This window comes from Halovalidus salilacus, from assembly GCF_031852275.1.
Taxonomy (GTDB): Archaea; Halobacteriota; Halobacteria; order Halobacteriales; family Natrialbaceae; genus Halovalidus; species Halovalidus salilacus.
Window position 1 is genome coordinate 3,313,299 of record NZ_CP134700.1, and the last position, 22,622, is coordinate 3,335,920.

Here is a 22,622-nt window from a genome sequence, read left to right on the forward strand (position 1 = left end):
CCGTCGGTTCGACCGGAGCGCACGGACCACGGTAAATCGCACCAATGCGACCCGGTCGTGTGGACCGACGGAATCGAGCCGACCTCGTCGATCAGGAGGATGGGCTCCCCGAACCCCTTCCTTTATATATGTCGAATGCGCCCACGGTCGGTCTCCATCCGGCGAACGCGGGAGGGAACGGCGATCGACCGGCGGCGGTCGGCCGTCGACGGGGCGGGTCGGAACAGAACCGTTAACTTGCCGACCGTAAATCGGCGCACATGACGATCACAGCGGACCGCGTCCTCGTAACGGGCGGGGCCGGCTTCATCGGCGGCCACCTCGTCGGCCGACTGCTCGCCGACGGCGCGTCGGTGACGGTCGCGGACGACTGCTCGAACGGGAGCCGCGACCGAGTCCCGGACGGTGCGCGCTTCGTCGAGGCCGACCTCACCGACCCCGACGCGCTCGACGGCCTCCTCGAGGGCGTCGACCTCGTCTTCCACCTCGCGGCGTCGAAGCACGTGAACACCGACCGTCCCCACGCCCAGTTCGAGGACAACACCAGGATGACCCGGAACCTCCTCGAGGCGATGGCCGACGCCGACGTCACGGAGATCGCCTACACATCCTCGTCGACGGTGTACGGGGAGGCCCCCCGCCCGACTCCCGAGGATTACGCGCCCCTCGAGCCGATCAGCGCCTACGGGGCGAGCAAGCTGGCCGACGAGGGGTTGCTCTCCGCGCGCGCCCACAGCCACGACCTGACGGTGTGGAACTTCCGCTTCGCGAACGTCGTGGGGCCGGGGCTTCGCGGGGCCGTCATCCCGGACTTCATCGAGAAATTGCGCGCCGATCCGGAGACGCTCACGATCCTCGGCGACGGCCGCCAGGAGAAGTCCTACCTCCACGTCGATGACTGTCTCGACGCCATCTTCCACGCGATCGACCGCGCGGAGGGGTCGATGAACACGTTCAACCTTGGCACCCGGACGACGACCTCGGTCGACCGGATCGCCGCCATCGTCGCAGACGAGATGGACCTCGATCCCGAGTTCGAGTACACCGGGGGCGAACGCGGCTGGACCGGCGACGTGCCGAAGATGCGCCTCTCGATCGAAAAGCTGTCCGCGCTCGGCTGGGAGCCCTCGCTCTCGAGCGACGACGCGGTGCGGCGGGCGACGCGCGAACTCCTCGCGGAACTGCGCTGAGCGACGCGAGAAATCGCGCCCGCCGTCTCGACGCACCGACCGATACGATCCGCGGCGGGTGAATTTTCCCAGGATTGAAAGTCGACTCCAGAGCGGCGGTCGCAGCCGGTCGCTCTAGTTTTAGGTGGACTTAAATATCTGCGTTCGCCAGTACACGAGCATGAACGACCCGGAGGTCGAACGACCGTCCGATCGCGCCTCGAGTCGGCACGAATCGCCTCGAACGGACGCGAGCGGCGGCGCGCGATTGACGGCCGCGAGCGACGGGGCGCGGTCGGCTGACGGAATTCGCGCTCGACTCACGCGTCGGCGGGTGACGATCGCCGGGACGGTCCTCCTGGGTCTCGGATTGCTGGTCGCGCTGCGGGAGATCGACGTCGGCGCCGTCGCCGCGGACGTCTCGAGGGCCGACCCGATGCTCCTCGCCCTCGCCGTCGGCGTCTACGCCGCCTCCTGGCCGCTCAGGGGCCGTCGGTACGGCGACGTGCTCGCCGCGATGGGCCACCGTCACGGGACGGGTTTTCTCACGAACGTCGTCTTCCTCAGCCAAACGGCGAACCTCGCGCTGCCGGCGCGGGCCGGCGACGCCGTTCGCGCGTACGCGTTGAACGTCCGCCGCGACGTGCCCTACCCCGCCGGGTTCGCGTCGCTCGCCGTCGAGCGCGTGTTCGACCTGCTCACCATCGCCCTGTTCGCGGGCGTCGCCATTGCCGGCCTCGCCGTCGGCGGGTACGGCGGCCCGCTGGAGATCGCCGGCGAGGCGAGCGGCGCGCGCACCGCACTGCTGGCCGCCGGCGGCGTGAGCGTCGCCACGGTCGCCGTCGCGGGCGCGATCGTCGCGACGACGCACTCGAGTTGGCGGGCGGGGATTGGACCGGACCTCCGGACGCGCGTCGCCGGGTATCCGCGGCTCCGCGCCGGGGTCGACGCCGCGCTCGGGTTCTGGCGCGACGTGCAGGTCGTCGCCCGGAACCCGCGGGCGATCGTCGCCATCGGCGCTGGGAGCCTCGTCGTCTGGGCGCTCGACGTCCTGACCGCGATGTTCGTCCTCGCAGCGCTCGACAGCGGCCTCGCGCCGGGGCAGTTGCTAGCCGTCGGGACCCTGGCGGTGAGCGTCGGTAATCTGGCGAAAGTGTTGCCGCTGTCCCAGGGCGGACTCGGCCTCTACGAGGCCGCGTTCACGGCCCTGGTGGTCGGCCTGACGCCCGTGGGCGCGAGCACCGCGCTGGCCGCCGCCATCGTCGACCACGCGCTGAAGAACGCGGTGACGCTCGTCGGCGGGTGCGGGGCGGTCGCCTCGCTTGAGGTGTCGCTCTCGCGAGCGGCCGACGACGGCCGGTCGGCCGCGGCTGCCTCGAGGGGGGCCGCCACGGCGGAACCCGAACCCGGATCCGACTGAGGAGGGTGACGGGGCGTATCGGCACATTTTTTAGGTTGGCCTAAAATCCAATGCACAACGGACATGAGTCACGATATATGTGTCGTCGTTCCGACGATTCGCGAGTACGAGTGCATGCGGGCGTACTTCGAGAACGCTCGCGAGTACGGATTCGACCTCTCGCGGCTGCACGTCGTCCTCGTCACCGAGGACTTCTGTGACACCGACGAGATGGAAGCGATGCTGGCGGAGGAGGGGGTCTCCGGAGAGGTCTTCGACGGCACTCGCCGGGAGGAGTGGTACGAGACCCAGGGAATCGAGGAGTACGGACACGTCGTCCCGGCGGCGAGCCACGCCGAGACGAGTTTCGGGCTGCTCTACATGTGGGCGAACGACGAGTTCGAGTACGGCTTCTTCATCGACGACGACACCCTCCCGCACGACGACGAGGACTTCTTCGGAACGCACATGGAGAATCTCGCGTTCGAAGGGAAGATCGAGGAAGTGTCCTCGGACGAGCGGTGGGTGAACGTTCTCTACCAGAACGCCGACGAGCACGGCCTCTACCCGCGCGGGTACCCCTACTCGGCGATGGGCGAGACCGTCGAGACCGCCACGACGGAAATCGAGCGCGGACAGATCGTCGCCTCCCAGGGGCTGTGGACGAACGTCCCCGACCTCGACGCCGTGCGGATCCTCATGGACGGCGACCTCGAGGGGCAGGCCCAGACCCGAACCACCGAGGACGACTTCGACGGCGACTTCGTCGCCGCCGAGGGCGACTACCTCACCGTCTGCTCGATGAACCTCGCGTTCCGCCGCGAGGTGATTCCCGCGTTCTACCAGCTCCCGATGGACGACAACGAGTGGGACGTCGGCCGGTTCGACGATATCTGGAGCGGCGTCTTCCTCAAGCGCGCCTGCGACGTCCTCGGGAAACAGATCTACAACGGTGCGCCGCTCTGTGAGCACAACAAGGCTCCCCGGAGCACATTCGACGACCTGAACAACGAGGTGCCCGGGCTCGAGCTCAACGAACACCTCTGGCGGGTCGTGGACGACATCGGCGACGACGCCGACTCCTACGCGGCCGTCTTCGAGGCGATGGCGTTCGAACTCGCCGAGGGCGACTGGTCCGAGTACAACAACGGCGACTTCTTCACCTCCGTCGGCGAGCACATGCTCGACTGGCTCGAGTGCCTCGACAAGCTCGAGCGAGCCGTGCTGGCCGCGCCGAACCGGTGATTATAAGTACATTTAGGTAAGCCTAAAACACATGACGCGACGAAATACCACGACGGGCCGCCGGGCGTTCCTCGCCTGCTCGGCAGCGGTGGGGACCGCTGGACTGGCCGGGTGCAACGGGTTGATCGGTGGAAGCGACGAGGACGACGGGAGGGACGACGACACGGTACTGGGCCAGATCGGTTCGGGCCGGGAGGGGCGCCCCGAGCCGGGCGGGACGCCGATGTCAGAGCTCCCCGAACTCGAGGGCGAACTCACGATCTACTCCGGGCGAAACGAGTTCCTCGTCGGACAGCTCCTCGACGACCTCCAGACGATCTACGACGACTTCTCCGTCGAACCGAACTACGGTTCGTCGTCGGACCTCGTCAACACGATCCTCACCGAGGGATCGGGGACGCCCGCGGACGTCTTCTTCACCGTCGACGCCGGTGCGCTCGGAACGCTCGCGAACGAGGGCCGGACGCAGTCGCTCTCGAGCGACACGCTCGACTTGGTCGAGAACGACACGTTCTACACGGAAAATTGGGTCGGCACCTCTGGTCGCGCACGCACGATTCCGTTCAACACGGACGCGTACTCCGAAGACGAGATGCCGGACTCGATCGGCGCCTACGCGACCGACTTCGACGGAGCCCTCGGGTGGGCACCCTCCTACGGGTCCTGCCAGGGCTTCATCACCGCGATGCGGATCCTCGAGGGAGACGAGTACACCAGAGAGTGGCTGGAGAACCTCCTCGACGCCGGCGTCGAGAGTTACGGTAACGAGTTAGCCGTCACGGAAGCGGTCGCCGACGGCGAGATCGACGCAGGCTTTACCAACCACTACTACATCCAGCGCGTCCTCGAGGGCTCCCCCGACACGCCGCTCGAGACCCATTTCACCGACGGCGACGCCGGCGCGACGATCGACACCGCCGGTGCGGCCGTCATCGACGAAGCCAACGACCCCGAACTCGCCGAAAACTTCGTCAAACACCTCCTCTCGGCGGAGGCCCAGGAGTACTTCGCCGTCGAAACGTTCGAGTACCCCGTCATCGAGGGCGTCGAACCGGTCGGCGGACTGCCCCCGATCGACGAACTCGACGTTCCCGACGTCGACCCGAGCCAGCTCGCCGACGTCGAGGAGACGGTCGACCTCATGCGCGAGGTCGGCGTCGACATCTGAATCCACAGTATTTTCGTGTCATCCGCCAGCGATCCGAACGGTCGACGAACCCGCATTTTCGGCCGCCTGAGGCGGCGCTTCTCCGTCCCCACCGACCGCGAGCCGCGGCTCGCCCTCCTCCTGTCGGTGCTCACCGGCGTCGTCGTCTTCTTCGTCGCCGCGGAGGTCTTTCCCTACCACTCGATCAACGACGACGAGGGCGTGTACCTCACCCAGGCGGCCATGCTGCTCGAGGGGCAACTCGAGATTCGCGCGGGCGAGTTGGCCGACGCCTTCCGACCCTGGTTTTTCGTCGACGACGGCGGGCGCCTGTACCCGAAGTACACGCCGGTTCCTGCGGCGATGTTCGCCGTCGCGATGGCGCTGGTCGGCGAACCGCGGGTGGCCCTGGCTGCGATTGCGGCGGGGAACGTCGCCCTCGTGTACGTCCTCGCCTCGATGATCTTCGACCGACGGGTCGGCCTCGTCGCCGCTACCGTGTTCGCCGCCTCGCCGTTCGCGCTGCTCACCTCGTCGGTGTTCCTCCCCTACGCGCCGACGACGTTACTGAACCTGCTGTTCGCCGTCTTGTACCTTCGAGGCGTGAGGGACGCCCACCTCCCGAGCGCCGCCGGGGCCGGCGTCGCGACCGGGCTCGCATTCTTTGCCCGCCCCTACACGGCCGTGCTGTTCGCAGCACCGTTCATCGCGCACGCGCTCTGGACGGTGGGCCGTTCCCTCCGACGAGGGGGAACGGCAGCGGTCCGACGCCCCGTCCCCGGTTCGATTCGGCGGAACGCGGCGACGGCCGCCCTCGGCTCGGCGTTCGTCGGACTAACGCTCGCGTACAACGCCCGCGTCACCGGATCGCCGCTGTTGTTCCCCTACGAGGCGTTCGCTCCGCTCGACGGACCCGGCTTCGGCTACCGGGAAATCGAGGGCCACTCGATGGAGTACACGCTCGAGGTCGCCCTCGAGGCGAACGGTTACGTGCTCTGGTACTACGCGACCCGGTGGTTCACCGCGGGTCCGATCGGGATGATCGCGGCGCTGAGCGGCCTCGCGCTCGCGCTACGGCGCTGGATCCCGAGCGGAATCCGCGGGGACGGAGACGATCACGGCCGAACCGCCGGCCTCGTTCTCGCCGGAACCCTGGTCACGGTCCCCCTCGGAAACCTCGCCTTCTGGGGGAACCGGAACGTGCTTGCGACGATGGACGACCCCACGAACGGCTTGCTCTCACACTTCGGGCCCTTCTACCACTTCGACACCCTCGCGCCGCTGTCGATCTTCGCCGGATTCGCCCTCGTTACGGGCTGGCGGTGGCTCCGCGCTGGTCGACTCCACGACCGACTCGCCGACCGAACCTCGAGGGAAACGGCTCGCCGAATCGCCCTCGCCGTCCTCGTCTCGAGCGTCCTCGTCGTCGGCGCTGTCAACGCCACCGTCGTCTCGACTCCGCTCGAGCGTAACGCCGCCTACACCGACAAGTTCGAGGAGGCGTACGAGCCCTTCGAGGAACGCGACCTCGAGGACGCGCTCGTCTTTCTACCAACGCCGTACGGCGGCTGGCAGAACCACCCCTTCCAACCGCTTCGGAACGATCCCGGCCTCGACGGCGAGGTGGTCTACGCCCTCGACGGCGTCCCGGAGCGGGACTTCGAGGTACTCGACGCCTACCCCGATCGGACCCCGTACCGGTACGCCTACCACGGCGACTGGACGCCCTCGCCCGACGACCACGTGACGCCGACGCTCGAGGAGCTCTCGGTGCGAGAGGGCGAGGCGTTCGAAAGCCGGACGACCGTCGGGGTCCCCTCGAACGTCGACGAGTTGCGCCTCGAGATCGAGACCGGGTCCGGGGAGCGCGCGAGCCACGACACGTACGTCGTGGCCGAATCGGGCGACGAGGTCGACGTCGACTGGCGAATCGAGGACGGTCGGGCGGCGCTGACGAACGTGACCACCGACGCCGGAGATACGGAGGGCCCCGACGGAGACGCGACGGTCGGCCTCGAGGGGGTCGACGACGTCCACCTCTCGGTGACGCTCGTCCAGTCCGACGGTTCGTCGCTCACCTACCAGCAGGAGGCGGCGGTTCGATCGACCGGCGGTGACGGTGACGACGCTCGACTCGAGGTGATCTGGCCGCCCGAACGGTCCGTCTGCACCCTCGTCACTCACTGCGGAGACGGTGATAGGTACATCCCCGGCGAACCGGACCTGTACTTCGATGGCGTCTCCTTCGAAACGCGGCTCGATGCGGTCGAAGCGGGCGAGGAACGCGATTCCTAGTACGGAACGCGTCGGGCGGGCAGCTTCCGCCGCATCCACGTTCGGTGGCGAACTCGGGGGCGTGTCGATCGACCTCGCACCCGCGGGGGTGGGGATAGCCGACACACCGCTCGTTCGACTCGAATTCGAAAAACCGGCGGGGTCTTCTCGTGTCGCTCGGATCGCGATCGGTGGCAGTTCGACCGGTCGTCGCCTACCGGAAGCGTTCCTCGAGGCAGACTTTGACGATCGATTTGGCGATGGCGGCCCCGCCCTGAATGGGGTCGAGCTTCGTCTCGCCGGCGCGCTCGCGGTACTCGATGGGGTGTTCGCGGACGGCGTAGCCGCGCATCAGCGGGCGGATCAGGAGTTCGGCCGAGAGACCGGTGTTCTCCGTCCACTCGATCGACTCGACGACCTCGCGGCGGTAGGCGCGCATGCCGGTGGTGGTGTCGTGGACGCGCGTGCCCATGAAGACGCTCGCGATGGCGGCGAAGGCGTGGTTGCCGAACCGGTTGAACCCCGGCATCGCTTCCGCGCCGTGGTAGAGGCGATCGCCGCTGACGACGTCGTAGCCCTCGTTGATCAGGTCGAGGAACTCGGGGAGTTGCTCCATCGGGTAGGTGTCGTCGCAGTCGGTGGTGACGACGATCGGGCGGTCCGGCTCGAGGATGGCGGCCTTGACGGCGACGCCGTAGCCCTGCGGGCGCTGCTCGATCACCGTCGCGCCGCGCTCCCGGGCGATCTCGGGCGTGCGATCCGAGGAGCCGTCGACGCAGACGACCTCCGCTCTGCCGTCGGTCACTTCCTCGATATCCGAGAGGACCTTGCCGATGGCCTCCTCCTCGTTGTAGGTGCCCATAACGACGCTCACGTCGTCGAAGGTGTACGGCTCGTCCGCGCCCGATTCGTCGGCACCGTCCGTTTCGTCCGGCGTTTCGGTTCGATCGACCTCGCTCATTGGCGGTACTCTCGACCCGCCGCACTTATACTTTTAGGTTTGCCTAAAAGATCGCGGCGGTCAGATCGACTCGAGAACGTGTTCGGCGGCCTTCAACGACAGGGCCGCGATAGTCAGGGTCGGGTTCATGGCGCCGGCGGTCGGGAACACCGAACTCGAGGCGATCCAGCAGTTCTCGAGGTCGTGCGTACGAAGGCGAGGGGTGACGACGCTCTCGTCGGGGTCGTCGCCCATCCGGGTCGTCCCCATGTGGTGGTAGGCGGGGCCCGTGTTATCGGGACCGACCTGGCCCGTGATTTCGGCGCCGAGTGCCGTCAGGATACGCTCCTGGAGTTCGTTCGCGCGCTCGAGGGTCCGCAACGCGCGGTCGTCGACGTTCCAGTGGACGTCCGGGACGGGGTTACCGTGGTCGTCCGTCTCGGACGGGTCGAGCGCGACGTAGCTATCCTGGCGCGGGAGTTGCTCGACCAGCGCGCCCATGCCGACGTGATGCCCGTACGAGGAGCGGAGTCGCTCGAGCAATTCGTCGCCCCAGACGGTCTCCTCGAGGGCCATCCCGACGGGGGAGGGGCCGGCGTAGTTGAAGAACTCGAGTTTCAGGGGCGCGATCTCCTCGTCGGCCTCGTCGTAGAACTGGTGGGACTCGCTGGTGAGAAACCCGACGTGGTTCTGGCGGGTGGGTTCGTCGAGCACGCCGTCCGTGCCGGCGAAGAGGTGGTCCATGAAGAATTTTCCCACGAGGCCGCTCGAGTTCGCCAGCCCGTCGGGGTGACGGTCGGACTCTGAGAGCAACAGCAGGCGGGGGGTTTCGACGCCGCCGCAGGCGATCACGAAGGCGTCGGCCGTCTGGCGGTGCTCCTCGCCGTCGGGCGTCGCGTACACGGCGGCCTCGAGGAGGTCCCCGTCGGCGTCGTGCTCGAGGCGCTGGACGGGAGCGCGGTCGATCACTGTCGCGCCCTTCTCCTCCGCGCGCTCGACGTGGACCGTCGCGTCGTACTTCGCGCCGGAGGGACAGACCGGCTGGCAGGTGCCGTAGGCGACGCAGGCGCTTCGATCGTCGTACGCCTCGGAGTTGCGGGCGTTCGGCACCGAGTGCATCGCGATTTCCAGTTCGTCGCACGCCTCGGCGAACAACGAGTCGCTGTACGACGGTTTGAAGGCGGGCAGCGGGTGGGGTTCCTCCCGCGGTGGTCCGAAGGGGTTGTCGTCGGCGCCGGCCACGCCGAGTTCCCGCTCCGCCTCAGCGTAGTAGGGACGGAGGTCCTCGTAGTCGATGGGCCAGTCGACGCCGACGCCGCGCTCGCTCTCCGAATTGAAGTCGTCCTCGTGGAGGCGCATCACCATCCCCTGCCAGTGGAGCGTCGTCCCCCCGACGCCCTTGACGCGGGTGTGGTTGAGCGGGTAGAACCACTCGCCTGTCGCGGAGTGGGCGTCCCGCTCGGGATCGCCGTCCCAGACCTCCGGGCGGTCGTACGCTGGCCGGACCGCCCGCTCCTGACGGGCCAGGCGGTCTTCGAACGAGAACCGCGGACCCGCCTCGAGGATCACGACCTCGTATCCCTCGGTCGCGAGCCGGTCGGCGACCAGGCCGCCCGCGGGTCCGGCCCCGATCACGCAGACGTCGGCGTCCTCGACCGGCGTCCGATCCGCGGCCCCCTCCCGCGGCGCGGCGCTCTCCGCTGGCGGTCGCCGCTCGCTCACGACTCCGACCCCCGTTGGTACGTCTCGAGCCCGCCGGGGTACCCCTGCGGGTTCTCGATGCCGACCAGTTCGCCGCCGGTTGGCGAGGTGTACAGCGCCAACAACAACTCGTTCACCACGTAGTATCGAATCCGCTCCGGCGCGGTCCCGTCGGGTCGTTCCGGGACGGTCGCCACGGACGCCCGCCGCAGCGTGTCGTCGCGGTCAGCCGGGGAGAGTTCGGCGAACGGTGCGTCGTGGTAAACGTTCGCGTACCGATCCAGTTCCTCGACCGCGTCCTCGAGCCCGGCCGCGTGGGCCTCCGAGTCGCGTCGGCCCTCGAGGAACGTCTCGACGAACTCCTCGACGCCCTCGAGTTCCGATGGGTAAACGACCTCGGCGGCTGCGAGCAACGTCTCGAGCGCCGGGTCGGAATCGCTACCGTCACCGTCCGCGTCGGTCCCCGACGATGCGTGGTGGTGGACGCCCGCGATGGTCGCCCCGCTGGTACCGAGCGCGGCCAACGCGGCGACCGCGTCCCGCCTCGTCAGCTCCATGAGGGGGATTAGGCAAACCTAAACCTTATACTCGTTGGAACGAGACGGTCGGAGTAAGAACCGAGTCGACGACGGTCGCATCGTCCACACCTTCGCGGGGCGTGTCGATCGGCTTCGTCGCAGAAGGGCTCGACCGGCCGATTTCGCCGGGGCACGGCCATCACGGTCGTCACCACAGGGGGTCGAATCGAACCCGGGCGATCGGACCGAACTCGAACCAGAACGAAAACCACCGATGAAATCGATCTTTCGACGCGCACGGCGCACGACGTTCGACGAACAGCCGCTCGGACTGACGCTCGTGGCAGGTGCGATCGCCGCGGCGATGATCTTTCCGCTCACGTGGCTCGTCTACGAGGCGGCGACCGTCGAGCCGGTTCGGGCGTGGGGGCTGCTCGCCCGTCCCCTGACGATCGAGGTCGTCATCAACAGTCTCCTGTTGACCGCGGGCGTTACGGGGCTATCGATTCTCATCGGCGTTCCGCTGGCGTGGCTCACCGTTCAGACGGACGTGCCGTTTCGGCGTTTCTGGTCCGTCGTCGTCGCCCTTCCGCTGGTGATTCCGAGTTACATCGGCGCGTTCGCGTTCGTTTCGGCGTTCGGCCCCCGCGGCGAGTTCGTTTCGATCCTCGCACCCCTGGGGATCGAACGCGTCCCGGAAATCTACGGCCTCCCGGGGACGATCATGGTCATCACCCTCTACACCTACCCGTACGTCTACCTGACGACCCGGGCGGCGTTGCTCTCGTTCGACACGACCCTCATCGAGGCCGCGCGGACGCTCAACCACGGGCGCTGGAGCGCGTTCCGGAACGTCACCCTCCCGCAGGTCCGCCCAGCGATCGCCGCCGGCGCGCTGCTGGCCGCCCTCTACGCCATCTCCGACTTCGGTACCCCGGCGATCATGCGGCTGTCGGTGTTCACCCGACAGATATACGTCGAGATGCAGGCGTTCAACGTCGAGTACGCGGCGCTGCTCTCGCTGCAGTTGCTCGGAATCGTCGTCGTCGTGCTCGCACTCGAGTCGCACGTCCGGTCGAACGACGCGGTCCACAGCGATCGGGTCGGCGACGGTGGGTCGGGTGACCCCCCCGTCTCCCTGGGGCGGTGGCGCTGGCCGGCGACGCTGCTACCGGCGGCCGTGTCGGCTCTCGCTCTCGTCGTTCCGATCTGGATATTCTGCCTCTGGCTCGTCAACGCCGACCCGACGGCCCGGCCCGAACTCGCGTTCGAACTCGAGTACGCGACGAACTCGTTGAAGGTCGCCGGCGCAGCCGCGCTCGTCGCCGTGCTGGCGGCGCTGCCCGTGGCCTACTTCGCGGCCAGGAGCGACTCGACCCAGTCGTGGATCTTCGAACGGGCGACCTACGTCGGCTTCGCTGTCCCGGGGATCGCCCTCGCGCTGGCGCTGGTTTTCTTCGCGACGGCGTACGACGGGTTCGCCGGCGATGACGCACTTTTGCCGGCGATCTACAAGACGACCCCCTTGCTCGTGTTCGCCTACGTCGTCAGGTTCATGCCCCAGGCGGTGGGCTCGATCCGGACGAGCACGCTCCAGGTAGATCCGACGCTCGTCGAAGCCGCCCGCACCCTCGGAACCCCGCCGTTCCGGGCGTTCAGGCGCATCACCCTCCCGCTGGTCTCTCCGGGGATCGTCGCCGGCGCCGCCCTCGTCTTCCTGACGACGATGAAGGAGCTCCCCGTGACGCTCATCCTGCGTCCGACCGGCTTCGATACGATCGTGACCATCATCTGGCAGGCCCAGGAGCAGGCCTACTTCCAGTACGCCGTCATCCCCTCGATCATCCTCCTCGTCGTCTCGGGGCTCTCCATGGTTATCCTCCTCTCGATGGGTAACAGGGAGGGGCTGTGAGCCGTACTCGGACGACGATCGAACGTCGGTTACGGACGATGCGACGCTAGATCGGTGCGACGAGAGACGGATCGTCGTTCGCCGGACTGTTCACCGCCGTCGACACCGGGTACGCCCGCATCTCGCCGGCAGGGTGCGGCTCGAGCAACCCCTCGAGGTCCCGCGGATCGTCGGCGGTCAGCCACCGCCACTCCGCCTTCGACGGCAGGATCGCCGCCATCCGGTGGTGGAGGTCCGCCACGAGGTCGTTCGGCTCGGTCGTAACGATGGCGAACGTCTCCCGGTCGCCGCCCCCGTCCTCTTTCGCGTCGACGCCGCCGCCGAACGCCTCGAGGCCGGCCTGAGTCGTCTCTGGCACCCGGCGGCTCCACAGCCCCGCCATCGCGAACGGACGGTCGTCCTCGAAGGCGACGCGGTAAGGTCGCTTCTCCCCGTCGTCCCCCTCTACCCACTCGTAGAACCCGTTCGCGAGGACGAGACACCGACCCGCCGAAGGCGGCTCCAGCACTTCGTCGCTTCGCTCCGGAGAGCGCCCCCCGCCCTCGTAGGCGTCCCGAAAGCTCGGCTTCTCCGCGAGCGTCTCCGCCCTGGCGTTGATCAGCCCCTCGAAGCCGTCGTCGGCCCAGGCGGGGACGAGCCCCCACTCGAGGCGGCGAATCGTCTCCGGTTCGTCGTTCGTGACGACCGGTAGCCGCTGGCTCGGCGCCATATTGTACCGCGGCTCGTACGATTCCGGATCGGCGAACCGGGCGCCGAAGCGCTCCTCGAGGTCCTCCCGCTCGACGAACAGCGTGTAGCGACCGCACATGATCCTACGCGTACGGACGACCGCGTCCGACAAAGCCCTGTCCACGTCCACGTCGGACGGGGCCGTACTTCGGGATCGGGACGGTCGTGCCCGTCCGGCGCCCGCTCGAGCTCTCATCGAGCGAGTTAGGATCGTATTACCGCCCGCGATCGCACGGTAGGCGCCTCGTTACCATACCGGAGCGCGCGGGACCCACGAACGGGGTCAGCATGGACGACAGATGCGAACTGCTGGTGTGTCGAAACGGGTTGCTCGAGCTCCGAGACCCCGACGACGCCGACCGCTGGATTGCGACCGACTCACCCGCCGAGATCCGGCGCTGAGCGGTCGCTCCCGCTCCCGCCCCCGCGCCCTCTACGCCCCGTCGGACGGCCCCCCGACGGGCCACCGATACCCCTACCCGGTTTCTCCCCGACGAGCGACGCCGCCGACTCACTGCGCTCACGTTGCCTCGAGGTCCTCGACCGCCGCGGCGACCTCTCGGCGGATCGTCTCGGCCTGCTCCTCGTCGTAGTCCGCGTGGTACTCCTTTCGCACCCCCTCCTCCGAGAGCACGTAGTGGAGGTCCGGAGAGACGTCGTGCTTCTCGAGGCAGTGGCGGGTGCACTCGAGCGGGCAGCCGTCGATGGCGACGATCGGTCGCCCGGACGTCGCCGTGGCGACCAGCGGCGCGACGCCCCCGCCGACGCCCGCGATGCAGGACATCTCGGCCACCTCCTCGCGGTCGAGCGAGACGGCGACGTCGTTGGCCAGCTGGGCCGCGCTCGAGCAGCCCGAACAGGAGTACACCAGCGGCAGGTCCGCGTACGGATCCGTCATACCGGTAGCTAACGCGAATCCCGACCGGTAGAACGTATTCCCGCACATGTGCGCGACGGCGAGTCGACGCTCCGCGCGCTCACGGTGCGTGGAATCGCGAAAACGCCAGGACAGGGATTTGAACCCGTAGGAAGACGTTCCGGGCGTGCGGCCTCGCTCCGCTCCGCCGTTCCGGGCTGCGACTTCCAGGGCTTCAAATCCCGTTTCTCGGGTTCTTCCAAGTTCGATCGACTCCCGCCGCTACGCGGCACTCGTCGGTTTGGCACTCGAAAGAACGCCAGGACAGGGATTTGAACCCTGAATCCCGAAAGGGAACACGCTTTCCAGGCGTGCGCCTTACCGTTCGGCCATCCTGGCTCACTCGTTGGTAACCGGGTCCGTCGTTTAACTATTTCGAAGGGCGTCCCGCCCGAGTCCGCGACTTTGCCGGAACTCGTCGGGCCGACTCACTCTTCGACTCGAGCGGCCGCCCGCGCCGCGATCCGGTGCTCGAGCGCGTAGGCGACGAGCGCCGCGCCGATCCCCACGAGGAGCGCAACGAGGAACGCCCGCGGGAGCGAGACCAGCGGCTCGAGCAGGAGCGCGTACCCCTGAATCGACACCAGGAACGACAGCGAGCCGACGGCGCCCCACAGGAGCGCCGATTTGTGCCGCGGCGTGAGGGTTCCGGTCCCGTCCCGATCGACGGACGCGCTCATTCGTCGGCGGACTCGAGGCTCGCCACCGCTTCGATCTCGACGCCGACGCCCTTGGGGAGCGCGCCGGCCTGGACGGCGCTCCGGGCCGGGGGCTCGTCGTCGAAGTATTCCGCGTAGGCCCCGTTCATCGCCTCGAAGTCGTCGATGTCGGCGAGGAAGACCGTCACCTTCAGGACGTCCTCGAGACCCGCGCCCTCGGCCTCGAGGATCGCCGCGAGGTTGTCGAGGGCGCGCTCGGTCTGGACGTCGATCGGTTCGTCGTCGAGCAGGTCTCCGTCGGGCGTGAGCGGGATCTGGCCGGCCGTAAAGAGCAGGTCGCCGTCGGTCGTCGCCTGACTGTACGCCCCGACGGCCGCCGGGGCCTCGTCGGTGCTGACGGTGCGCTTCATGTCACGATCGTCACTCCGGCGGACCGTAAACGTCCCGGAAATCGGGACGCCGGCGGAGGCCGCAATTCCGATCGAACTACGTCAAACGAGCACGTCGACCTCGTACCCCTCCGATCGGAGGTCCGCGAGAAACGCCTCGACGTGGTCGTGACCGCGCATCTCGAGTTCGATCTCGACCTCGGTGTCGCTCATGCCGACGTCCCGGGAGGTGCGGTCGTGGTGGATGGCGTAGATGTTCGCCCGGTGCTTCGAGAAGGTGTCGAGCAGGTCGTCGAGCGCCCCGGGACGGTCCTCGAGCACGGTCCGGATCTTCAGGTAGCGCCCGGTCTCGACGAGTCCGCGGACGATCACGTTCGTCAGCGTGTTGAGGTCGATGTTCCCCCCGGAGAGGACCGGGACGATCGTCTCGTCCTCGTCGTACGCGAACGCGTCGGACAGCAGCGCGGCGAGCGGGACGGCGCCGGCGCCCTCGACCACCGTCTTCGAGCGCTCGAGGAGGAGGACGATGGCGGTCGCGATCTCCGAGTCCGAGACGGTGACCACCTCGTCGACGTACCGGTCGACGTGCTCGAACGTCCGCTCGCCGACGCTCCGGGTGGCGATCCCGTCGGCGACCGTGTCCACGCCGTCGATCGTGACGACCTCGCCCTTCTCGAGGGCGGCCGCGGCGCTCGAGGCGCCCTCTGCTTGGACGCCGATCACCCGCGCGTCGGGTTTTGTCTCCTTGATCGCCGTCGCGATCCCCGAGATAAGGCCTCCCCCGCCGATCGGGACGACGACGGTTTCGACCTCGGGGCAGTCCTCGAGAATCTCGAGGCCGATGGTCCCCTGGCCCGCCATCACGGCTTCGTCGTCGAAGGCGTGGACGTACGTCCGGTTCTCCTCGCGTTCGATCTCGTGGGCCCGCTCGGCCGCCTCGGCGTAGTCGGCTCCCGAGAGGACGACCTCGGCGCCGTAGTTCCGGGTGGCCTTCACCTTCGAGATGGGGGCGTACTCGGGCATGACGATCTTCGAGTCGACGCCGACGCGCGTCGCGGCGAGGGCGACCCCCTGGGCGTGGTTGCCCGCGCTGGCGGTGACGACGCCCGCCTCCTTCTCCGCCTCCGAGAGCGTCGCGATCCGGTTCGTCGCCCCGCGGATCTTGAACGCCCCCGTCCGCTGGAAGGTCTCGAGTTTGAGGCGGACGTCGGCCCCGGTCATCGCCGAGTACGTGTGCGAGTGCTCGAGCGGCGTGTGGCGCGACGTCTCGCGCACCCGCGGTCGCGCCTCGAGAATATCGGAGAGCGTAAGCATACTGCCGTCTACTCGGCGCGAGTTGTAAGGATTACTGTCGGTGGACCGGGCCGGGATCGAGACAGACTGTCTCCGCGAACCGATCCAGCGAGCAGGGCCGTCGCAGGCGACGGCGCGACAGGGAATACAGGGAATGCACGGCGTGTGACGTGCGAGTGTACAGGGGCACCCCGGGTATATAAAACTCATCCCTGCTCGGCGGAAGTGAAATCGCAAGACTGAAGCGGGGGAGACCGCCCGTCTGACGGTCGGCAGACGAGCGTCATTCGAGGGGTCGGATCACGACCGCGGACCGCGAACGAAACTTCCGAACGCGTTCGGCGAACGGTGTCGATTCGGCGTCCGATCCGGACGGAGAATCCGGATCGCCCTCGGGCCCTCCCGCGGGGTCATCGATCCCGAGGCGTTTCGGCTCGCCGACGTACGTCCAGACCGGTTCCTCGCCGTCGGCGCGGGGAATCGAAATCCGAACGTACAGTCCCCGGTCGACGCCCTCGTAGCGATCGAGTATTTCGAGCCCCCGTTCGTCGACCGCGAGGAGTCGCCCCTCGACGCTGCCGCCCGGTGCCAGCGTCGGATACCGGCCCTCGAGCCGGTGCATCCCCTCGAGGACGGCCCGGCCGCGGAACTCGTACGCCGGTTCAGTCCGGGAATCGTTCGCGAAAGCGGCCTCGACGCGGTCGGGGTCGGTCAGCGTTCCGTAGACGAAGACCGTTTCGTCCATGGGACTCGTTCGACGGCCGCGTCGAAGTAACGCGGGGACGACACCGTGAGCATGTCCGACCGGAAGCGAGACCGACACTCACGCGTTCGGAGCCGAATTCGCAAAAATCGAGACGATCGTCGACGACGCGACTCCTGGTTACCGCTCCTCGAGCGGGACGAACTCCTGATCCTCGGGACCGACGTACCGACCGCGCGGTCGGATGAGGCGGTTTTCCTCCTGGTACTCGAGAACGTGGGCGACCCAGCCGCCGACGCGGCTCATCGCGAAGATGGGCGTGTACATGTCGATCGGGATGCCGAGCTGGTAGTAGACGGAGCCGGAGTAGAAGTCGACGTTGGGGGCGATGCCCTTCTCGACGAGGCCCTTCTCGTCGGTGAGGTACTCCTCGATGGTGGTCGTGATCACGTACCACTTCGGATCGCCCGTTTCGGCGAGCTCCTCGCTGCGCTCCTGGAGGATCTTCGCGCGGGGGTCCTTGACGTTGTAGACGCGGTGACCGAAGCCGGGGATGCGCCGGCCCTCCTCCGTGGCCTGTTCGACCCACTCGAGGGGGTCCTTGCCGCTCTCGTCGATCTCGAACAGGACCTCCATGACGTCCTGGTTGGCGCCGCCGTGGAGGGGGCCGGAGAGCGCGCCGATGCCGCCGGTGACGGCCGAGTAGATGTCGGCCATCGTCGAGCCGATGACCATCGCGGTGAACGTCGAGGCGTTCAGGCCGTGGTCGGCGTGTAAGATGAGCGCCTGGTCGAACGTCTCCGCGGCGACGTCGTCCGGCTTCTCGCCGGTGAGCATGTAGAGGAAGTTCGCGGCAAGTCCCAGGTCGGGGTCGGGATCGATGGGCTCTTCCCCCTGACGGAACCGCTCGTACGCCGCGAGGATCGTCGGGATCTTCGCGGTGATCCGACGACCTTTCCGAAGGGAGGCCTCGAGATCCGCGGGGTCGGCGTCGTCCTCGGGTTCGTACGCGGAGAGCATCGACGCGGCCGTCCGAAGCGCGTCCATCGGCTTCGCGTCGGCGGCCGCGAGCTGACCGAGCGTCTCGAGCAGGTCGGCGTCGACCTCGCGCTCGGCGGCCATCGCGTCGGCGAACTCCGCGAGTTCCTCCTCGGTCGGGAGGTGGCCGTGCCACAGGAGGTACACGACTTCTTCGTAGCTCGCACCGCGCGCGAGGTCTTCGATGGCGTAGCCGCGGTAAATCAGCCGACCTTCGTCACCGTCGATCGAGCTGAGTTCGGATTCCGCGACCAACACACCCTCGAGCCCTTTATTGAGGTCGTCAGCCATGGTCGACGTTTCGGACCACAATGGAAAAGTATTGTCGTTTGCGGCCCGGGAACGTGGTCCGTGCTAGTCAATTCGGGGGCGTCTCGTTGATCTGATGCCCCGAGCGACTTCGGTCGAGGGCCGTCGCCGAGCGCGGGGCGGTGACGAACGGGGCCGGCGTACTCGAACCGAAGACCGCGTGGTTCAAACCGCTGGCCCGCCCACTCGAGAGCATGACCGACGAACGCGAGACCTTCTCGCACGATCCGCTCGGGCACGCGACGGTCCGAAGCGGGATGACCGTCGCCGACCTCGCCGAGGAGTACGCCCACGCGGGTATCGGCGCGACGGCGCTCCACGAGGCCGTCGAGGTCACGACGGCGATGTTCGACGACGACGTCACCCTCTTTTTCAGCCTCGCGGGCGCGATGGTTCCCGCGGGGATGCGGCGGATCGTCTCCGACCTGATTCGGGACGGCTACGTCGACGTCCTCGTCACGACGGGGGCGAACCTCACCCACGACGCCATCGAGGCCATCGGCGGCAAGCACCACCACGGCCAGGCCCACGTCGAGGGCAAGACCGAGCGCGAGCACGACGAGACCCTCCGCGACGAGGGCGTCGACCGGATCTACAACGTCTACCTCCCCCAGGAGTACTTCGCCACGTTCGAGTCGCACCTGCGCGAGGAGGTCTTCCCGGTTCTCGAGGCCGAGTGCGAAGCGGACGGCCCGGTTTCGATCCAGCGCCTGACCGAGGAACTCGGTCGGGCGAACGCCGAAGTCAACGAGCGCGACGACGTCGAAGAGGACCCGGGCATCGCCGCCGCGGCCTACGAGTCGGACGTCCCGATCTACTGTCCGGCCGTCCAGGACTCCGTCTTCGGGCTCCAGGCGTGGATGTACTCCCAGACGACCGCCTTCTCCCTCGACGCGCTCGCGGACATGACGCCGCTAACCGACCGCGCTTTCGAGGCCGACGAGGCCGGCGCGTTCCTCGTCGGCGGCGGCGTCCCCAAGAACTTCACCCTCCAGACGATGCTCGTCACCCCGCGCGCGTACGACTACGCCGTCCAGCTCACCATGGACCCGAAGGCGACCGGCGGCCTCTCGGGAGCCAGCCTCGACGAGGCCCGCTCGTGGGGCAAACTCGAGAAGGACGCCCAGAACGTCTCCGTCTACGCCGACGCGACGATCACCCTCCCGCTCGTGGTGGCCGCGGCGCGGGAGCGCCTCGAGAACGGAGACGACTAGCCGCGATCGGTAACCGAACTGGACGACCGAATCAGGCGACCGATCGTCGGTTCGTCCCTCGAGTGCGATCCGCGGTAACGCCTCCCGTGCACCTTATTTTCACCCCCATCCGCAGCCGGTGTTGGTATATCACGAACGTTTATAACGGATGGGCGTGTACGGGGTGGTACAGATGTCGGTCGTACGCGTCGTATCGTGATCTCCTCCTCCGACGAACCGTATCGCCCGCCGATTCCCTGCGCCACACCCGACCGACATGAGCACACGAAACTTCCAGCCGCGAACCGAACCGACGACCGAACGACCCGCCGACCGAACGCCGACGACGCTCGCCGACAGCGAACGATCGACCGTCGAGTCGGCACCGCTGACGTTCTCCTACCGAAACACGACCGCACTTCGAAACCTCATCGACGGATGTAACGCGGCAATCGTCTCGACGGGGTCCGTTCGACGCGGTCGCTAGTTCCCCCGATCTCGAGTCGGTTCGTCCAGTTACTCGAGCGCGTTGACGACCCTCAGGATCCGTGCCAACTGAACGAACGTAGTGCAGATCGGATCTGCGGACCATCCAGGATGCGCGTGCGGACGATTTGCGAGCGGAGAACAAGCGGACTCGAGTCGGAGTCCGACCGTCCGAGCGGCGGTCTCGTCTCGAGCGATCGGCTCAGTACGTCGAGCGAATGCGAAGCCCGCCGCCGCAGGTCGGACAGCTCGCCCGGAACGAGACCGGATACACCGGTCGCTCGCACTCGCGACATTCGTACCGTTCTTCGTAGCGTTTCACGAGTTGTACACCGATATCAAAAAGTCGTCCGAGACGATAGCTTCTTCGGGCAAATCCTCCTCATCGGTCGAGCGTTTCGAATTCGATCTCCAGTCGTCGATTGGACGTCACGACTCGAGGTGATCAGTGAATGTGCGGATCGACGGTAATCCGATTACCTGGTGGTGGAAACGGTTCCGGCGGGAGAGAAAGGGTCTTTGGCCGGGCGTGGTTACACTCGAGGTGGCCGATGACGAGCGATCCGCTCCGAGCCGGACTCGGCATCCGGCGGTGACGAGCCCTATGAGTGCGAAGCTATAGTAGTCATTAGAACTATTTACGCAGAGATTGTAAGCCATTGTAATGGAACATCTTGACGAGATCTCCGTTGAGGATCTTCAGAACGCACTCGACAACGTAGACGGAAAGAAACCGGCACAACGGCTGTTAGCCGCGATTGCCTACAAAAACGGCGTTCCACAGAGTGAACTTGCCAAGTGGTACGGAGTTGAACGGAAAACGATCTATAATTGGCTCAAGCGGCTCGACACCGACGAGTCGCTTGAGCAGGCCGTTACTGATGCTCATCGATCTGGGAGAAAGCGAAAACTCTCGGAAACAGAGCAAGAACAGTTCGAAGCAACTGTCCACGGATCTCCTGAGGAAGTTGGGCTCGACGCGCCGGCGTGGACGCCGGCGCTCGTCCAGCAGTATCTTGCCGAAACCTACGATGTCGAGTACTCGCTCCCGAGTTGCCGGCGGTTGCTCAAAGAAGCGGGATTGAGCTATCAAAAACCACGCCGTACAGCCGCTGAATCCGATGCTGACGAGCAAGAAACGTTCCGCAAAGAGTTCAAAAAAAGCGGCGGGAGCTGGACGCCACCGTAGTCTGTATCGATCAAACCAAGAAATCCGTGCAGGTCGAGCCGCGTGCCGCGTGGTTTCCCCGCGGCACGCGGCCATCCGTCGAATTATCCGGTCAACGTGACTGGACGTGTCTCTTGGGCGCGATCACCGAAGACGGTGATCGCTTTTTCGCTCGATTCGAAGAGTACGTAACCGCCGAACACGCGAAACATTTCATTCTTGCATTATGCCAAGAGTTCGAAGATGATTTGCTCATTGTGCTGGATGGAGCGCCGTATTTTCAGGCATCGGCCGTCACGGACCTAGCGGCCCGTGACGACCTCGCCTTCGTCACGTTACCGGCATACTCGCCAGAGCTAAATCCTGTCGAGGAGTGCTGGAGACAACTCCAAGCCGCTCTCAGCAACCGCTTCTTTGAGTCACTCGACGATCTCACAACGGCGATTGATACGGCTCTTGACCAACTCTCTATACCAAAAGTGAGTAATTATTTCTAGGTCATACTATAGCGTATACTGTCGCTATTGACATCTATCGGAAGAATTCCGCTTCTCTTGGAGAATGACGGTCAATAAACTCTTCTGACGGTTTTTTACCCCCATATATGGGAGTAATAATCGGGCTCAAAACCCCATTTTTAGTCCGGTGATGAGCCCTCTGTTGACATAGGAGGCATCACTAACACCAGAAACGCGCTTAGCAATAACAGCTGAAATCTTCATTCGGTTCTCAGCTAAAATGTATCCTCTATGTCGCTTGTCCAGCATCCAGGCAAACGGTAACCGTTTTCCTCTGGAAACCTTAACTCCCCATGGCCGATGATGAAGTACTAAACTGAGCCAGACTCGGCACCTGGCAATGACGACCCCTATGAGTACTGTCAGGCCCGCTGCTACCATTCTATCGGTGGCAGCGTCATCAAAAACGGCCACGCTTTTGTCACAATAATAGCATCCCTCAAACCCAATTTGAGAGGGGAAATTTCAATACAGTGCAACATCCAGGGCTACATATGAGCTCAGACGACAAAATCGACGATGAAGCGAGTCCGCTTGAGGACCTATATGTTGACGCTGATGCTATAGACGAAGAACGAATCCGTGACGCACTTACTGACATCGTAGCAATCGATCGCGATACTGGAAACCCCCGATTCTACGAAGAGTTCGAAACTCTGAATTCGAAGAGAAAATTCACCGCAGTACTCCTGTATCGGCGCGCACTCTCAGCATTAGGCGATCTCAAGGACGATGAAAGTGTAGGTGCTGGTTCAAGCTACTTTGCAGACTTTATTGGCGTAGATGGCAGCACAATCCGACATGCTGCCAAGGATCTCGACTTCGTCACAAATGAGGATGAACAAGATGGATACCTCATCCCCGTTCACAACATCAAGAGAGCCGTAGAATTCCTGGAAAATACCGATTCATGATC

19 protein-coding genes and 1 tRNA gene are annotated in these 22,622 nt (G+C 66.1%); 9 read left to right on the forward strand and 11 right to left on the reverse strand.

What is annotated here, in order from left to right:
• Window positions 1–260 precede the first annotated feature (260 nt).
• The 5 genes from RJT68_RS16370 (at window position 261) to RJT68_RS16390 (ending at window position 7,255) form a co-directional block, all read left to right on the forward strand.
• Complete coding sequence (locus RJT68_RS16370; RefSeq protein WP_407037602.1) at window positions 261–1,190, forward strand: NAD-dependent epimerase/dehydratase family protein; 930 nt, start codon at window positions 261–263, stop codon at window positions 1,188–1,190.
• Between the two features lie 160 nt (window positions 1,191–1,350).
• On the forward strand, window positions 1,351–2,589 hold the full coding sequence (locus tag RJT68_RS16375) for a lysylphosphatidylglycerol synthase transmembrane domain-containing protein (RefSeq protein WP_407037603.1): 1,239 nt from the start codon (window positions 1,351–1,353) through the stop codon (window positions 2,587–2,589).
• Window positions 2,590–2,652: 63 nt separating this feature from the next.
• Window positions 2,653–3,813 (forward strand): alpha-1 4-glucan-protein synthase, encoded by a 1,161-nt coding sequence (locus tag RJT68_RS16380; RefSeq protein WP_407037604.1) that lies wholly within the window; start codon window positions 2,653–2,655, stop codon window positions 3,811–3,813.
• Window positions 3,814–3,844: 31 nt separating this feature from the next.
• Complete coding sequence (locus tag RJT68_RS16385) at window positions 3,845–4,981, forward strand: extracellular solute-binding protein (RefSeq protein WP_407037605.1); 1,137 nt, start codon at window positions 3,845–3,847, stop codon at window positions 4,979–4,981.
• 15 nt (window positions 4,982–4,996) lie between these two features.
• Entirely contained in the window at window positions 4,997–7,255 is a 2,259-nt protein-coding gene (locus tag RJT68_RS16390; RefSeq protein WP_407037606.1) for an ArnT family glycosyltransferase, read from the forward strand.
• Window positions 7,256–7,448: 193 nt separating this feature from the next.
• Here the strand turns inward: RJT68_RS16390 and RJT68_RS16395 are convergent, their stop codons facing one another.
• From RJT68_RS16395 to RJT68_RS16405, 3 genes are all read right to left on the reverse strand, one after another.
• The gene (locus RJT68_RS16395; protein WP_407040396.1) at window positions 7,449–8,096 is read right to left on the reverse strand and encodes a dolichyl-phosphate hexose transferase; all 648 of its coding nucleotides are present in this window, start codon (window positions 8,094–8,096) and stop codon (window positions 7,449–7,451) included.
• Window positions 8,097–8,255: 159 nt separating this feature from the next.
• The gene (locus RJT68_RS16400; RefSeq protein ID WP_407037607.1) at window positions 8,256–9,896 is read right to left on the reverse strand and encodes a GMC family oxidoreductase; all 1,641 of its coding nucleotides are present in this window, start codon (window positions 9,894–9,896) and stop codon (window positions 8,256–8,258) included.
• Window positions 9,893–10,432, reverse strand: a complete 540-nt coding sequence (locus RJT68_RS16405; RefSeq protein ID WP_407037608.1) for a gluconate 2-dehydrogenase subunit 3 family protein — start codon at window positions 10,430–10,432, stop codon at window positions 9,893–9,895. Before RJT68_RS16405 ends, RJT68_RS16400 begins: the two co-directional genes overlap by 4 nt.
• 235 nt (window positions 10,433–10,667) lie before the next feature.
• On the opposite strand from RJT68_RS16405, the gene RJT68_RS16410 reads away from it, so the two are divergent.
• Window positions 10,668–12,305, forward strand: a complete 1,638-nt coding sequence (locus RJT68_RS16410) for an ABC transporter permease (RefSeq protein WP_407037609.1) — start codon at window positions 10,668–10,670, stop codon at window positions 12,303–12,305.
• A 46-nt stretch (window positions 12,306–12,351) separates the two neighbouring features.
• Here RJT68_RS16410 and RJT68_RS16415 read toward each other — a convergent pair whose 3' ends face one another.
• The 8 genes from RJT68_RS16415 to citZ form a co-directional block, all read right to left on the reverse strand.
• Complete coding sequence (locus RJT68_RS16415) at window positions 12,352–13,113, reverse strand: SOS response-associated peptidase (RefSeq protein WP_407037610.1); 762 nt, start codon at window positions 13,111–13,113, stop codon at window positions 12,352–12,354.
• Window positions 13,114–13,554: 441 nt separating this feature from the next.
• Window positions 13,555–13,932, reverse strand: a complete 378-nt coding sequence (locus RJT68_RS16420; RefSeq protein ID WP_407037611.1) for a putative zinc-binding protein — start codon at window positions 13,930–13,932, stop codon at window positions 13,555–13,557.
• A gap of 275 nt (window positions 13,933–14,207) precedes the next feature.
• Window positions 14,208–14,289: transfer RNA gene (locus RJT68_RS16425), tRNA-Ser, on the reverse strand.
• Window positions 14,290–14,378: 89 nt separating this feature from the next.
• Window positions 14,379–14,630: a hypothetical protein gene (locus RJT68_RS16430; protein WP_407037612.1), complete on the reverse strand. Its 252-nt coding sequence runs from the start codon at window positions 14,628–14,630 to the stop codon at window positions 14,379–14,381.
• Entirely contained in the window at window positions 14,627–15,019 is a 393-nt protein-coding gene (locus RJT68_RS16435; protein ID WP_407037613.1) for a Rid family detoxifying hydrolase, read from the reverse strand. Before RJT68_RS16435 ends, RJT68_RS16430 begins: the two co-directional genes overlap by 4 nt.
• A gap of 81 nt (window positions 15,020–15,100) precedes the next feature.
• The gene (gene ilvA / locus RJT68_RS16440) at window positions 15,101–16,312 is read right to left on the reverse strand and encodes a threonine ammonia-lyase (protein WP_407037614.1); all 1,212 of its coding nucleotides are present in this window, start codon (window positions 16,310–16,312) and stop codon (window positions 15,101–15,103) included.
• A gap of 262 nt (window positions 16,313–16,574) precedes the next feature.
• Window positions 16,575–17,036, reverse strand: coding sequence for a gamma-glutamylcyclotransferase family protein (locus RJT68_RS16445; protein ID WP_407037615.1), 462 nt, complete (start codon window positions 17,034–17,036; stop codon window positions 16,575–16,577).
• Between the two features lie 138 nt (window positions 17,037–17,174).
• Window positions 17,175–18,323: a citrate synthase gene (citZ, locus tag RJT68_RS16450; RefSeq protein WP_407037616.1), complete on the reverse strand. Its 1,149-nt coding sequence runs from the start codon at window positions 18,321–18,323 to the stop codon at window positions 17,175–17,177.
• Between the two features lie 212 nt (window positions 18,324–18,535).
• On the opposite strand from citZ, the gene RJT68_RS16455 reads away from it, so the two are divergent.
• The 3 genes from RJT68_RS16455 (at window position 18,536) to RJT68_RS16465 (ending at window position 22,620) form a co-directional block, all read left to right on the forward strand.
• Window positions 18,536–19,555, forward strand: a complete 1,020-nt coding sequence (locus RJT68_RS16455) for a deoxyhypusine synthase (protein ID WP_407037617.1) — start codon at window positions 18,536–18,538, stop codon at window positions 19,553–19,555.
• A 1,129-nt stretch (window positions 19,556–20,684) separates the two neighbouring features.
• Window positions 20,685–21,685 (forward strand): IS630 family transposase gene (locus RJT68_RS16460; protein ID WP_407037419.1). Its coding sequence is split into 2 segments (ribosomal slippage): window positions 20,685–21,177 and window positions 21,177–21,685, totalling 1,002 coding nucleotides; the frame shifts between segments, so codons are not numbered across the junction.
• A gap of 515 nt (window positions 21,686–22,200) precedes the next feature.
• Complete coding sequence (locus RJT68_RS16465) at window positions 22,201–22,620, forward strand: hypothetical protein (RefSeq protein ID WP_407037618.1); 420 nt, start codon at window positions 22,201–22,203, stop codon at window positions 22,618–22,620.
• Window positions 22,621–22,622: the final 2 nt, after the last annotated feature.